10 protein-coding genes are annotated in these 15,076 nt (G+C 60.6%); 8 read left to right on the top strand and 2 right to left on the bottom strand.

What is annotated here, in order from left to right:
• Positions 1-68 precede the first annotated feature (68 nt).
• Together LUB09_RS15780 and LUB09_RS15775 are read right to left on the bottom strand one after the other, a co-directional pair.
• On the bottom strand, positions 69-1,463 hold the full coding sequence (locus tag LUB09_RS15780) for a PhoH family protein (RefSeq protein ID WP_209988883.1): 1,395 nt from the start codon (positions 1,461-1,463) through the stop codon (positions 69-71).
• 347 nt (positions 1,464-1,810) lie between these two features.
• On the bottom strand, positions 1,811-2,935 hold the full coding sequence (locus LUB09_RS15775; protein ID WP_231423008.1) for a polysaccharide deacetylase family protein: 1,125 nt from the start codon (positions 2,933-2,935) through the stop codon (positions 1,811-1,813).
• A gap of 443 nt (positions 2,936-3,378) precedes the next feature.
• Between LUB09_RS15775 and yaaA the strand changes: the two genes are divergently transcribed.
• The 8 genes from yaaA (at position 3,379) to LUB09_RS15735 (ending at position 15,075) form a co-directional block, all read left to right on the top strand.
• On the top strand, positions 3,379-4,158 hold the full coding sequence (yaaA, locus tag LUB09_RS15770) for a peroxide stress protein YaaA (protein ID WP_209988876.1): 780 nt from the start codon (positions 3,379-3,381) through the stop codon (positions 4,156-4,158).
• Positions 4,159-4,970: 812 nt separating this feature from the next.
• The gene (locus tag LUB09_RS15765; RefSeq protein ID WP_209988873.1) at positions 4,971-6,287 is read left to right on the top strand and encodes a nucleotide sugar dehydrogenase; all 1,317 of its coding nucleotides are present in this window, start codon (positions 4,971-4,973) and stop codon (positions 6,285-6,287) included.
• Positions 6,288-6,364: 77 nt separating this feature from the next.
• Positions 6,365-7,846 carry a mannuronan synthase gene (alg8, locus tag LUB09_RS15760; RefSeq protein WP_209988870.1) on the top strand — a complete coding sequence of 494 codons (1,482 nt, stop codon included), beginning with the start codon at positions 6,365-6,367 and terminating at the stop codon, positions 7,844-7,846.
• Positions 7,847-7,882: 36 nt separating this feature from the next.
• Positions 7,883-9,049 carry an alginate biosynthesis protein Alg44 gene (locus tag LUB09_RS15755; RefSeq protein ID WP_209988867.1) on the top strand — a complete coding sequence of 389 codons (1,167 nt, stop codon included), beginning with the start codon at positions 7,883-7,885 and terminating at the stop codon, positions 9,047-9,049.
• 131 nt (positions 9,050-9,180) lie between these two features.
• Positions 9,181-10,563, top strand: coding sequence for an alginate biosynthesis TPR repeat lipoprotein AlgK (gene algK, locus LUB09_RS15750; protein WP_231423043.1), 1,383 nt, complete (start codon positions 9,181-9,183; stop codon positions 10,561-10,563).
• Entirely contained in the window at positions 10,560-12,047 is a 1,488-nt protein-coding gene (locus LUB09_RS15745; protein ID WP_231423007.1) for an alginate export family protein, read from the top strand. The genes algK and LUB09_RS15745 overlap by 4 nt, the downstream gene beginning before the upstream one ends.
• Positions 12,047-13,615 carry a mannuronan 5-epimerase AlgG gene (gene algG / locus LUB09_RS15740; RefSeq protein ID WP_231423006.1) on the top strand — a complete coding sequence of 523 codons (1,569 nt, stop codon included), beginning with the start codon at positions 12,047-12,049 and terminating at the stop codon, positions 13,613-13,615. Before LUB09_RS15745 ends, algG begins: the two co-directional genes overlap by 1 nt.
• 11 nt (positions 13,616-13,626) lie before the next feature.
• A complete protein-coding gene (locus LUB09_RS15735; RefSeq protein ID WP_231423005.1) occupies positions 13,627-15,075 on the top strand; it encodes an alginate O-acetyltransferase in 1,449 nt (482 codons plus the stop codon).
• The last annotated feature ends 1 nt before the right edge of the window (position 15,076 follow it).

Below are 15,076 nucleotides of genomic sequence, written 5' to 3'. Positions count from 1 at the left end.
ACAAGCTGCAAGCGGCAAGTGAAAAGCTCACTGGACCCGCTTGCGGCTTGTAGCTTAAAGCTTGCTACTCAGAGATGCGACTCTGCGTATTCAGCCAGAATCGAGCGGGGTACCCCTTGCAGCGCAATGTGCACGCCGTTCGGGAAGTCCTTGAAGCGTTCCGTCAGGTAAGTCAGCCCGGAGCTGGTCGCGGACAGGTAAGGGGTGTCGATCTGCGCCAGGTTGCCCAGGCACACCACTTTGGAACCGGCGCCGGCACGGGTGATGATGGTTTTCATCTGGTGCGGCGTGAGGTTCTGGCATTCATCGATCAGGATCAGGCTCTGCTGGAAGCTGCGACCTCGAATGTAATTGAGGGATTTGAACTGCAACGGCACTTTGCTGAGGATATAGTCGACACTGCCATGGGTGTTTTCATCATCCATGTGCAAGGCTTCGAGGTTGTCGGTGATCGCCCCCAGCCACGGCTCCATTTTCTCCGCCTCGGTGCCGGGCAAAAAGCCGATCTCCTGGTCCAGGCCCTGCACACTGCGGGTCGCGATAATGCGGCGATAGCGCTTGGTGACCATGGTCTGCTCGATGGCGGCCGCCAGGGCGAGGATGGTTTTCCCCGAGCCTGCGGCGCCGGTCAGGTTGACCAGGTGAATGTCCGGGTCGAGCAACGCATACAGCGCCAGGCTCTGGTAGATGTCACGCGGTTTCAGGCCCCAGGCTTCCTGGTGCAACAGGGGCTCCTGATGCAGGTCGAGGATCAGCAGCTTGTCGACCTGGATCTCTTTGATCCAGCCTACAAAACCCTGTTCGTCGATGATGAACTCGTTGATGTGCACGGATGGCAGATTGTCGATCAACTGCACCTGGTGCCAGGTACGGCCATGGTCCTGACGGGTCTCGACCTTGGCCACCAGGTCCCAGAACGAGCCCGGCACCGTGTGATACCCGCGCGAGAGCATCGACACGTCGTCGACCAGTTGGTCGGTGCTGTAATCCTCGGCCGCGATCCCGCAGGCGCGGGCCTTGAGGCGCATGTTGATGTCTTTGGTCACCAGCACCAGGCGCAGGTCCTTGTCGCGCGCGTGCAGGTCGATCAATTGGTTGATGATCTTGTTGTCGTTGAGGTTTTCCGGCAGCAGGCTGTTGGGCTCGCCGCGCTTGCTCATCAGGATCGACAGCAGGCCCTTGGGTCCGCTTTTGCCACGCTGGATCGGCACGCCTACTTCAACGTCTTCGGGCGAAGCCTCGCCCAGTGTCTTGTCGATCAAGCGAATGGCCTGGCGGCATTCGGCGGCCACGCTGTGGTGCCCGCTTTTGAGTTTGTCGAGTTCCTCAAGCACGATCATGGGGATGGCGACGTGGTGTTCTTCGAAGTTGAGCAGTGCGTTCGGATCGTGGATCAATACGTTGGTATCAAGCACATAAAGGATTGGCTGGTCGGAAGAAGGGTTACGTCCATGATCATCCATACTCGGTCACCTTTGTGGGAGCCATTCGACGCAATACCTGAGCGGTGCTGCGCCTCGATTCGACCACCGCGCACACCTGAGTGACGTCAAGTGCATTGCCCACAGGAGGAGTCTTGGAAGACGCCACCTGTGTTGCAGGGTTCGGCGGTCTGACTTCGTAATACCGCAAAACCCATGACAGAAAAAAGCACTTTGACGCTTTTTTGAAGTTTATTTTTCAGGATGACGAATAGCACTAGCCGAGTGCCATCTACCCCGCTAAAGTCGGAAGTCCGCCTGCCTTGAAATACTTCGAAAATTCACCGCAAAAACGCCTCATACCCAACAGGGCCGGGCACTTGCGCTTTTCAGCGAAACGCCTCCCGACAGTCCTGCCATCCCAGCCCGCTCTGCGCCGTTTCATGCAACAACATCGGCACTGCCAACCGCGCCCGGTCCTGGGTGTCGTGGAATACGATCACGCCTTTGCGCCATAACAGCATGAGAGTGAGCACCCGCTGCGCCGACTCATCGGCCTTGAGTTTGCCCGGCTCGTCCTGGGAGTCGATATCCCACAACGCCACCTGCAAGCCCTGGGACTGGAAAAAGCCCTGGCTGTCGGCACGGCGCTGCCCATACGGCGGCCGGAACTGCGGCACATAGTTTTCCGGCATCAGGTTCTGCGCCAGCGTGGCGCTGCGGGTGATGGAGCTTTGCCAGTCGACCCAGTGGCTGTGGGAACGGTACTGCCAACCCTGAGTCCCCACGCACTGCCCCTGATACAACGCCTGCACGTCACTGGCCGAACTGCGCTCCACACGGGTTTGCAGGCTGCTGCCGAGCACGAAGAAGGTCGCGTTCATTTTCTGTTTGCGCAGGTAATCGGTGAGCCAGTCGGTATTGCCGCCGACCGCTGCCGGGCCGCCGTCGAAGGTGAGCAGGAACAGGCGGTCATTGAATTCGTCGCCGTTGCGTTCATGGTCGCCGAAGCGCGCAACTTCGCTGCTGATCTGCGGGAACAGGGCCGCCTTGCGCAGTAATTCGTCCAGGTAGCGCTCATGGAAGGCATGGCTCGGTGCGGCCCAGCCTATATAGAAGGAGTCTTCACTGAGCTCCAGCTTGCCGGCCTGCTCGCGCAGGTCGTCCATGCTCTCCACCAGGTAGCAGAACGAGGCATCTTCCTCGCAGCTCTGCTGGGCGAAGGTGTAGTTGGCCAGCAGGCGTTTCCACAGTTGGCGGCGCAGATCGTCGATGGCGGCCAGGTTGATGATTTTCAAGCCCAGGCGCTGTTTGAGCGCGGGCTCATCGAGGGACTCGCTGGCCAACAGGCTGCGGGAAAACATCAGGATTTCGGCGCGTGAAGCTACGTCGAACAGCGCCGGGCTGCCGAGCTTTTCGGGCCAGGTGCCGCGGTCCAGGCTGGCGACGTCAGCGGGGGCGGCTTGGGCGTTCAGGCATAGCAGATATGCAGACAATAAGAGTGCTAATCGCACAGGGGGACTCCCTTCCGGAATTGTTGGGCACTATAGCTGATCGACTCGAGGGATTGGGGTAAGTGCCCACCACTCGGTGCCTCGCTTAGGCTCGGCATGCCCAAGCGCAGGCCAGCGTGGTTGGCGGGGAACTTGAGATCAAGATCAAAAGCCAGAGCCAAGCAGATCAAAAGCAGTGTGATCTCCATCAGACAAATGGAGATCCAAATGTGGGAGGGGGCTTGCTCCCGATGAGGGTGGGTCAGTCAGCTTATTGGTAGCTGACCCACTGCTATCGGGAGCAAGCCCCCTCCCACATTTTGCACAGCGCTCGGCAAACCATTCCGGTCGGCTATTGGGCGCGCCGCAAGGGCGGAGCCCCCATCAGCCATTACCGCAGCAACGGATATACCCCCAATCCCCGCAACCCCCTACAATCCCCCAACGACTAAAGGAGCCAACCCATGCTGACGGTCATTTCCCCCGCCAAAACCCTAGACTTCGAATCCCCCCCGGCTACCCAGCGCTTCACCCAACCGCAATACCTCGACCACTCCCAGGAACTGATCGAACAACTGCGCCAACTGACCCCAGCGCAAATCAGCGAATTGATGCACGTCTCCGACAAGATCGGCGGCCTCAACGCCGCGCGCTTCGGCAGCTGGACGCCCTCCTTCACCCCCGAAAACGCCAAGCAGGCGCTGCTCGCGTTCAAGGGCGACGTCTACACCGGCCTCAACGCCGACACCCTCAGCGACGACGATTTCAGCTACGCCCAGGACCACCTGCGCATGCTCTCGGGCCTCTACGGCCTGCTGCGCCCGCTCGACCTGATGATGCCGTACCGCCTGGAAATGGGCACCAAACTCGCCAACGCCCGTGGCAAGGATCTGTACGCCTTCTGGGGCACGCGCATCAGCGAATGGCTCAACGAAGCGCTAGCCGCACAAGGCGATGACGTGCTGCTCAACCTGGCTTCCAACGAATACTTCTCGGCGGTCAAGCGTCCGGCCCTGAAGGCGCGGATCATCAACACCGAGTTCAAGGACCTGAAGAACGGCCAGTACAAGATCATCAGCTTCTACGCGAAAAAAGCCCGGGGCATGATGAGCCGCTTTGTTATCGAAGAACGCATCAACGATCCGGCCAGGCTCAAGGAGTTTGACGTGCAGGGCTATCGCTTCAATGCAGAGCAATCCAAACCGGACAAGCTGGTGTTCCTGCGCGATCACGCACCGCAATAGCGCCTGATCGACACTGACATCCACAGGTGGGAGCACGCAGCCTCCCACTTTTCTACCTGCCTCTCACGCCACGAAATGGTGTTTTATTGGCGTCAAAAAAAATTCACATGAAATCCTGAAAAATCTTTCACTCGACATTCGTCGATTTTTTTCGTAGTGGCACCACTTTTCCAAAACACTAGTGGCACAAAACTATCTTTGCGCACCATGTCCCCATGACTACTGGCTTAAATAGCAAGTGCTATCAATATAATACCAGTGCCATCTTTTCTAATATTTCAAGAAATTTCCAGAAACAGGATGAGCGGCCAGGAACTTCACCTCAAAGCACTGCTCATACCACCGGTAACGAAATTCTATGTTTCTGTAGGAGATGACTTACATGGCAGACCAACGGAAGTAGCGAAGTTGTCACATCAACTTTCGCTCAGGGGTCACAACACCAACCCACTAGTTAAGAGCGGCGATAAGGATGCATTGCCACACACTATAAGGCCAAGGCCGAGCTTCCCCTGATGGGTCAGTGAGACTACCCAAGCTATTGATAATTAAAGGCTTATAGCCACTATCAAGGCTTTGCGGCACTGGCGCCACGTCCTTCTCCCAGGAAGGCTGGCTGCATTTGAGGGCAGGCCCCAATAATAAGGCCACGTTGCGCACAACTTGAGTGCAATCGTTAGTCACTCGTTATTCAACATGCCTGTATGCGGCAAGTCGGCGTCTATTCGCCTAACTTTCGCGGCATTAATTACGCTTGCAAACATGAACTCCGGCCATCTAATGGCACTGATTTAAATACAGAGGTAATTGCGATGCGCATCAGCATATTTGGTTTGGGTTACGTTGGCGCAGTCTGTGCCGGTTGCCTGTCTGCCCGTGGCCACGATGTGGTTGGCGTAGACATTTCCAAGGACAAGATCGACCTGATCAACGCTGGCAAATCGCCTATCGTTGAACCCGGTCTGGGCGAGCTGTTGAGCCAGGGTATCGAAACCGGCCGGCTGCGTGGCACTACCGACTTCGCCGAAGCGATTCGTGACACCGACCTGTCGATGATCTGCGTCGGTACGCCAAGCAAGAAGAACGGCGACCTGGAACTGGACTACATCGAAGCCGTGTGCCGCGAAATCGGTTTTGTGCTGCGTGACAAGGCCACCCGTCATACCGTGGTAGTGCGCAGCACCGTGCTGCCAGGCACCGTGGCCAACGTGGTCATCCCGATTCTCGAAGACTGCTCGGGCAAAAAGGCCGGCGTCGACTTCGGCGTCGCGGTCAACCCGGAATTCCTGCGTGAATCCACTGCCATCGCCGACTACGACCTGCCGCCGATGACTGTTATCGGCGAGTTCGACAAAGCCTCCGGCGACGTCCTGCAGTCGCTGTACGAAGAACTCGACGCACCGATCATCCGCAAGGACATCGCCGTTGCCGAGATGATCAAGTACACCTGCAACGTGTGGCACGCCACCAAAGTGACCTTCGCCAACGAGATCGGCAACATTGCCAAGGCTGTCGGCGTCGACGGTCGCGAAGTGATGGAAGTGGTCTGCCAGGACAAGACCCTCAACCTGTCCCAGTACTACATGCGCCCTGGCTTCGCGTTCGGCGGCTCATGCCTGCCAAAGGACGTGCGCGCCCTGACCTACCGCGCAGGTTCGCTGGATGTGGAAGCGCCGCTGCTCAACTCGCTGATGCGCAGCAACGAGTCCCAGGTGCAGAACGCTTTCGACATCGTCTCCAGCCACGACAAGCGCAAAATCGCCCTGCTGGGCCTGAGCTTCAAGGCCGGCACCGATGACCTGCGCGAAAGCCCGCTGGTGGAACTGGCCGAAATGCTGATCGGCAAGGGCTATGACCTGAGCATCTACGACAGCAACGTCGAGTACGCCCGTGTCCACGGCGCGAACAAGGACTACATCGAGGGCAAGATCCCCCACGTGTCGTCCCTGCTCAACGCCGACTTCGACGATGTGATCAACAACTCCGACGTGATCATCCTCGGCAACCGTGACGAGAAATTCCGCGCCCTGGCGCATAACGCACCGCACGGCAAGCAAGTGGTCGACCTGGTGGGCTTCATGTCCAAGGCCACCAGCGTCAGCGGCCGCACCGAAGGCATTTGCTGGTAACAGCAACGGCGAGTTTCAAGCTGCAGGCGCACTCGGCGCCTGCGGCTTGAAGCCTTCTTCACCTTCGGATGACGCTTATGTCCAAGTTAAAACATGTACTCCTGCAATCGGCTGGCTGGCTGTTCTTTCTCAGCCTGCTGATGGGACTCGCCCTGCTGCTGCCGGCGAGCACGTTCGACTCCGAGTCGAAGAATTTTATTTTCCTGATTGGCGCCGTGGGTATCTGGCGCTATTCGATGGGTGCGACGCATTTCTTTCGCGGCATGCTGTTCCTGTACGTGGTGTACCCGCACCTGCGCCGCAAAGTGCGCAAGCTGGGCAAGGCTGCCGACCCGTCCCATGTGTTCCTCATGGTCACCAGTTTTCGTATCGATGCGCTGACCACCGCGCAGGTCTACAGCTCGGTGATCCGCGAAGCCATCGAATGCGGCTTCCCCACCACCGTGGTCTGCTCGCTGGTGGAAATGTCCGATGAGCTGCTGGTGAAAAGCCTGTGGGAGAAGATGAACCCACCCGAGCACGTGAAGCTCGACTTCGTGCGCATCGCCGGCACCGGCAAGCGCGACGGCCTGGCCTTTGGTTTTCGCGCCATCTCCCGCCACCTGCCGGATGACCGCGCCGTGGTAGCCGTGATCGATGGCGACACCGTGCTGGCCGAAGGCGTGGTGCGCAAGACCGTGCCGTGGTTCCAGCTGTTCGGCAACGTCGGTGGCCTGACCACCAACGAGTTCTGCGAAGTGCGCGGCGGCTACATCATGAGCGAGTGGCACAAGCTGCGCTTCGCCCAGCGCCACATCAACATGTGCTCCATGGCCCTGTCCAAGCGCGTGCTGACCATGACCGGACGCATGTCAGTGTTCCGTGCCAGCGTGGTCACCGACCCGGGCTTTATCGCCGACGTGGAAAGCGACTCGCTGCAACACTGGCGCCTGGGCCGCTTCAAGTTCCTCACCGGTGATGACAAGTCCAGCTGGTTCAGCCTGATGCGCCTGGGCTACGACACCTTCTACGTGCCGGACGCCGCGATCAACACCGTGGAACACCCGCCGGAAAAGAGCTTTATCAAGGCCAGCCGCAAGCTGATGTTCCGCTGGTATGGCAACAACCTGCGCCAGAACTCCCGTGCCCTGGGCCTGGGTGTGCGTCGGTTGGGCGTGTTCACCAGCATCGTGCTGTTCGACCAGCGCGTGTCGATGTGGACCTCCCTGCTCGGCTTGACCGTGGCGATCATTGCCACTTTCAAGTACGGCGGCGCCTTCATCCTCGCGTACCTGCTGTGGATCGGCATCACCCGCCTGATCCTGACCCTGCTGCTGTCGTGCTCCGGTCACACCATCGGCCCGGCTTACCCGGTCATTCTCTATTACAACCAGATCATGGGCGCGCTGGTGAAGATCTACGTGTTCTTCCGCCTTGATCAACAGTCCTGGACCCGCCAGGACACCAAACTGACCCGCGATTTGGCCAGCTTTCAACGTTGGTTCAACACCTGGTCGTCTCGGACCATGACCTTCTCCGCCGGCAGCATTTTCGTCGCCGTGCTCTTGATGATGGTCTGACCCTGCCAAGCCTGAATTAACCTAGGAATTACACCGATGAATAGCCAAGTAAACGCCAACGTTGTCCACGAGTCCGAAGCCCAGCGCCAACATGCCCGGGTCAAAATCCCGGCCAAGCTGCGCTTTTTCAACACCGACCGCACCCAGACCGAAGCACGGGTGATCGACCTGTCCGCCGGCGGCCTGGCGTTCACCGCCACCCAGCCGTTGACCGTGGGTGAAGTGCACAAGGGCCGCCTGCAATTTGTGATCGATAACCTCGGTCTGGCGATGGACGTGGAGCTGCAGATCCGCTCCTACGACCGCCAGACCGGCCGCACCGGTTGCCAGTTCCAGAACCTCGACGCCCAGGATATTTCCACCCTGCGCCACCTGATCACTTCGCACCTGTCCGGCGACATCGTGACCATGGGCGACGTGCTCGCCACGCTGCAGCGTGACAACTTCACCAAGGCACGCAAGGTCAAGGACGGCGGCAGCGGCATGACCGCGTTCGGTCGCCTGCGCGCCGTGGTGTTCAGCGCCGGTATCTTCATCGTCGGCCTGGCCGCGTTCGGGTTTGTCTTCAAATCGGTGTACGGCATGTACTTTGTCAGCCACGCCCAGGCCGGCCTGGTCAGCGTGCCCGGCATGAACGTGACCATGCCGCGCGACGGCACCGTGCAGAGCCTGCTCAAAGGTGACGCGATTGCCGCCAAAGGCGCACCGCTGGCCACCTTCAGCACCAGCATGCTCGACGTCCTCAAGGGCCATCTGGACGAAGACCAGCTGCAACCGGCCAAGGTTGAAGAGCTGTTCGGCAAGCAAATGACCGGCACCCTGACCTCGCCGTGCGATTGCGTGGTTGCCCAGCAAATGGTCGCCGACGGCCAATACGCCAGCAAAGGCGATGTGATCTTCCAACTGGTGCCACGCGGCGCCCAGGCCAACGTCGAAGCGCGCTTCACCTATCGCCAGTTCGGCGACGTGCGCCCAGGCACGCCGGTGAGTTTCCAGGTGGCCGATGAAGAACAGGTGCGTACCGGCACCATCGTCAGCAGCACCAGCCTGAACAGCGCTGACCTGTCCTCCGACATCCGCGTGCAGATCAAGCCCGATGCACCGCTGGACAGCGCCTACGCCGGCCGCCCGGTGGAAGTCACCAGCGACCGTGGCCCGTCGCTGAACTGGCTGATCGACAAAGCCATGGCTCACGGTCTGTAAGCGAGGACATGCCTGTGAAGCCTATTTCAAGCACAACACAATCGCTGTGGGAGCGGGCTTGCTCGCGATGGGATCAGCGCGGTTTGCCTGATTCACCGAGTCGCCTGCATCGGGGGCAAGCCCCCTCCCACATGGGTTCGGTGGCGTTGCTGGCGGTTGCGGTGAGCCTGGCCGGTTGTGCCGGCCTGCCCGACCAACGCCTGGCCAACGAAGCCCTCAAGCGCGGCGACACCGCCACCGCGCAGCAGAATTACCAGCACCTGGCCGACCTCGGTTACAGCGAGGCCCAGGTGGGCCTGGCCGATATCCAGGTGGGCACCCGCGATCCTGCGCAAATCAAACAGGCCGAAGCCACTTACCGCGCTGCGGCCGACACCTCGCCGCGCGCCCAGGCCCGCCTCGGCCGCCTGCTGGTGGCCAAGCCGGGCAGCACCGAAGCCGAGCACCATGAAGCCGAAGGCCTGCTGAAAAAAGCCTTTGCCAATGGCGAAGGCAACACGCTGATCCCGCTGGCGATGCTGTACCTGCAATACCCGCACAGTTTCCCGAACGTGAACGCGCAGCAACAGATCACCAAGTGGCAAGCCGCCGGTTACCCGGAAGCCGGCCTGGCCCAGGTGCTGCTGTATCGCACCCAGGACACCTACGACCAGCATCTGGCTGACGTCGAGCGCATCTGCAAGGCCGCGCTCAACACCACCGATATCTGCTATGTCGAGCTGGCCACCGTGTACCAGAAACAGGCCGCGCCGGAAAAACAGGCCGAACTGCTCAAGCAACTGGAAGCCGGCTACAGCCGTGGCACCGTCACTGCGCAGCGCGTCGACAGCGTTGCCCGCGTGCTTGGCGATGCCACCCTCGGCACCCCGGATGAAAAAACCGCCCAGGCCTTGCTGGAAAAAATCGCCCCCGGCTACCCGGCCTCCTGGGTCAGCCTGGCGCAACTGCTCTACGACTTCCCGGAACTGGGCGATGTCGACCAGATGATGCAGTACCTGGACAACGGCCGCGCGGCCGACCAGCCGCGCGCCGAACTGCTGCTGGGCAAGCTCTACTACGAAGGCAAGTGGGTGCCGGCAGACGCCAAGGCCGCCGAAGCGCATTTCGAAAAAGCCGTGGGCAGGGAAGTCGCTGCCGACTACTACCTCGGCCAGATCTACCGCCGTGGCTACCTGGGCAAGGTTTACCCGCAGAAGGCCCTGGACCACCTGCTGACCGCTGCGCGCAACGGCCAGAACAGCGCCGACTTCGCCATCGCCCAACTGTTTTCCCAAGGCAAAGGCACCAAGCCCGACCCATTGAACGCCTATGTCTTCAGCCAGCTGGCCAAGGCCCAGGACACCCCGGAAGCCAATGAGTTGGCCACCCAGCTCGAAGCACCGCTGACGCCTGAGCAACGCACCGAAGGCCAACGCCTGGTGCAGCAGGAATTGGCCGCCCGCGGCACCCTGGCCCAGAGCACGCTGCAATTGCACGCCCTGGATGAAGAAGACGACGGCGAGGAATCCCTATGAAGCTCAACCCATTCGTCAAGGCCGGAATCGGCCTGACCTTCGCCCTGCTGTGGTCGTGCCCGACCCTGGCCGCGCTCACCGAAGCGAAGAACTTCGGCCTGGAAGTCAAAGTCACCGGCCAGTCCGAGGACGACCGCGACCTGGGCACCCAGAAAGGCGGCGACGTCAACGGTATCGGTATCGACCTGCGCCCGTGGATCTTCGGTGAAAGCGGCAACTGGAGCGCTTACGCCATGGGCCAGGCCGTGGCCTCCAGCGACATCATCGAAACCGACACCCTGCAACAGTCGGCCGATGACGAGAACCAGCAAACCAGCAACAGCGACCGCAAGACCAAAAAGAATTACCTGGCAATGCGCGAATTCTGGGTGGCGTACGGCGGCTTCACGCCCTACCCCGGCGAGCTTCTCAAGTTCGGTCGCCAGCGCCTGCGCAATGACGACGGCCAATGGCGCGACACCAACATCGAAGCGCTGAACTGGACCTTCGACACCACCCTGCTCAAGGCCAATGTGGGCGCCGCCGAACGCTTCAGCGAATACCGCACCGACCTCAAGGAACTGTCCCCGGTCGACAAGGACCGCCAGCACCTCTACGCCGACGCCGCCTACCAGTGGACGCCGGGCCAGTGGATCGGCCTGCGCGGGCACCACACCCATGACAACGGCAAGCTCGACTTCCCGGAACCGGGCGTGGCCACCGACTCGCTGGACAAGCGCGAAAACGGCGACCTGACCTGGCTCGGCATCGAAGCCAACAGCGACGCCTATAACTGGCGCAACACCAACACCGTCAACTACTGGGCCAGCGTCACCGGCATGAAAGGCGACCGCGACACGGTCAACGCGCTGAACGCCGACGGCAGCCGCCCTGCCACCGCCAAGCGCAGCGACAACATCAGCGGCTGGGCCACCGACCTGGGCGTGCGTCTGCGCCTGGACCCGCAGTGGCAAGTGGGCGCGGCGTACTCCCGTGCCAGCGCCGAGTACGAGCAGAACGGCCTGCAAAGCAACCGTTCGAACTGGACCGGCACCCAGTCCCGCGTGCACCGCTTCGGCGAAGCGTTTCGCGGCGAGATGAACAACATGCAGTCCATGAGCCTGTTCGGTTCCTGGCAACTGCGTGAGGACTACGACGCCAGCCTGGTGTACCACAAGTTCTGGCGCGTGGACGGCAACAAGCCGGTGGGCAGCAACGGCATCGACGCGGTGCAGAACAACACCGATGACGTGACCGGCGCGATCCTCTCCAGCACCTCGCTGCCTCTGGAAGACGGCAAGAAAGACCTGGGCCAGGAGATGGACCTGGTCGTCACCAAATACTTCAAGAAAGGCCTGCTGCCGGCCGCGCTCAGCCAGTCGATTGACGAGCCGTCGGCGCTGGTGCGCTTTCGCGCCGGCGTGTTCAAGCCGGGCGACGCCTATGGCAGCCAGGTCGACTCGTACATGCATCGCGCCTTTGTCGACGTGATCTGGAAGTTCTGATGGGAGCCTGTGCAATGAATGCTCAAAGCCTACTCGTCGCGGCAATGCTGATGGCCAGCGCCACGGCCTTTGCCGACACGGCGGCCAAGGCGCCGACCATCGCCAAGGAACTGCAACAGGCCAAGACCTACACCATTTCCAGCCCGCCCACCGCGCCGCTGGAAATGGCCAAGCCGGCGCTGCCCGACCTCTCGGGCTACACCGCGGCGGCGATGGAAAAGAAGATCGTGCGCAGCAAGCCGGGCAAGGTCAGCATCCGTCGCATGATGCAGGAAGACGCGCTCAAGGACTTTATCGGCGGTGATAACAAGATGGCCGAATGGGTGGTGCGCCAGCACGGCATTCCCCAGGCGATCTTTGTCGACGACGGCTACATGAACCTCAAGGACCTGTTGGCCAAAGTGCCCAAACAGTACTTGAGCGAAACGTCGCCGGGAGTGTTCCTGGCCAAGCTGCCAATCGTGGTGGGCCGCAAGGGCATCCTCGAAATCGACGGGAAAACCCAGGAGCTGCGCCTGTCCCAGCAAGCCGGTTCGTTCCTGATCAACGACGGCCAGCTGTTTGTGCGCGACACCAAAATTACCGGTTGGGATGAAAAAGCCAACGGCCCGGCGCTGTTCAAGTCGCCCAACGAATTCCGCCCGTTCCTGCTGGCCTGGGGCGGTACCCAGACCTATATCGCCAACAGCAAGATGGCCAGCTTCGGCTACGCCAACAGCAAGTCGTACGGGGTGAGTATTTCCCAGTACACGCCAAACATGGCCAAGGTGCTCAAGCGCCCTGAGCCGACCGGCTGGATCATCGATTCAGAGTTCTCGGACATGTGGTACGGCTTCTACTGCTACGAGACCACGGGCTTTGTGATCAAGGGCAATACCTACAAGGACAACATCGTCTACGGCATTGACCCCCACGACCGATCCCACGGCCTGATCATCGCGGACAACACCGTGTACGGCACGAAGAAGAAGCACGGCATCATCATTTCCCGCGAAGTGAACGACAGCTTCATCTTCAACAACCGCAGCTACGACAACAAGCTCTCGGGCCTGGTGATCGACCGTAACAGCGTCAACAACCTGATCGCCGATAACGAGATCTACCGCAACCACACCGACGGCATCACCCTCTATGAGAGCGGCGACAACCTGCTGTGGGGCAACAAGGTGATCAGCAACCGTCGTCACGGCATCCGCGTGCGTAACAGCGTGAACATCAAGCTGTACGAAAACACTTCGATGGCCAACGGGCTGACCGGCGTGTACGGCCACATCAAGGACCTGACCGACACCGACCGCGACATCGCCCTCGACCCGTTCGACGCCAAGGTCTCGCTGATCGTGGTCGGCGGTGAACTGGCCGGTAACGGCAGCGGGCCGCTGTCGATCGACTCGCCGTTGAGCATCGAGCTGTACCGCGTGTCGATGCTGGCACCGACCAAAACCAGTGGCATCAGCTTCTCCGGGATTCTCGGTGAACGCCAGGAAGAAATTCTCGACCTGCTGGTGCGCCAGCAGAAAGCCGTGCTGATCGACCCTGTCGAACGCCAGACCGAAATGCTGGACTGAGGATGACCCTTATGCACCCACACATGATCAAACTGCTGAGCCTTTCGGGTCTGACCCTCGGCCTGCTGGCGGCCAGCCAGGGCGTGCGCGCCGACGAAGTGAAGGCGCCGACCTTCACCGCCGAACCGTGCTGCAGCCTGTGCCCGGCCGCCCATGACGCGAAGAACTACACCACGCGCTACCAGCAGAACTTCACCACCCTGGTGCAAGCCCAGGGCGACTGGCTGTTCCGTACCCAGGAAGACCTGCGCACCGAATTCGACACCAGCCCCGCCGGCTACAAGCGTCTGCAACAGCTGCACGATGCGTTCAAGGCCAAGGGCGTGGAACTGGTGCTGGTGTACCAGCCGACCCGTGGCCTGGTGAACCGCAACAAGCTCAACCCGGCGGAAAAAGCCTCTTTCGATTTCGACAAGGCACTGGGCAACTACAAAACCATGCTCGGCCGCTTCGCCAAAATGGGCTACGTGGTGCCGGACCTGTCGCCCTTGACCAACGAGCAACTGCCGGATGAATTGCCGGCCCACGATTTCTACTTCCGCGGCGACCAGCACTGGACCCCGTACGGCGCCCAGCGCACCGCGAAGATCGTCGGCGCCAAGGTGCGCTCACTGCCGGAATTTGCCGATATTCCTCGCCAGGAATTCGAAACCAAGCGTTCCGGGCGCATGGGCAAGACCGGCACCCTGCACAACATGGCCGGCCAGCTGTGCGGCACCAGCTACGCAATCCAGTACATGGACCAGTTCACCACCGAGCCCAAGGGCGAAGCGGGCGACGGCGACCTGTTCAGCGATTCGGGCAACCCGCAGATCACCCTGGTGGGCACCAGCCACAGCGGCAAGAACTACAACTTCGCCGGCTTCCTCCAACAGGAAATCGGCGCCGACATCCTCAATGTCGCCTTCCCCGGCGGTGGCCTGGAAGGCTCGATGATCCAGTACCTGGGCAGCGAAGAATTCCAGAAAACCCCGCCGAAAATCCTTATCTGGGAATTCTCGCCGCTGTATCGCCTGGACCAGGAAACCATCTACCGCCAGATGATGGCGCTGCTCGACAACGGCTGCGAAGGCAAGCCTGCGCAGATGAGTGCCAGCACCACGCTCAAACCCGGCAAGAACGAACTGATGGTCAACAGTTCGAACAAAGACCTGCGTAACGTGAACCACCAGGTCGATATCCGCTTCGCCGATCCATCGGTGAAAACCTTGCAAGCCACCCTCTGGTACATGAACGGGCGCCACGAGGACATCAAGATCGAGAAACCCGAAACATCCGATACAGACGGGCGTTTCGCCTTTGAACTGCGCACCGATGAAGACTGGGCCTCGCAGAACCTGCTGGCCGTGGAAGTGCAGGGCCCCGAAGCGGGTGCTGCCGCGCAGAAAGTCGAAGCGAAAATTTGCACACGCAACGTATTTCCAGGCGGCGGTCAACAGACCGCCCAACTCGGAAAGTGAG

This window comes from Pseudomonas sp. Leaf59 (assembly GCF_920984685.1).
Classification (GTDB): Bacteria; Pseudomonadota; Gammaproteobacteria; order Pseudomonadales; family Pseudomonadaceae; genus Aquipseudomonas.
This window is presented reverse-complemented; position numbering and strand designations above follow the sequence as displayed.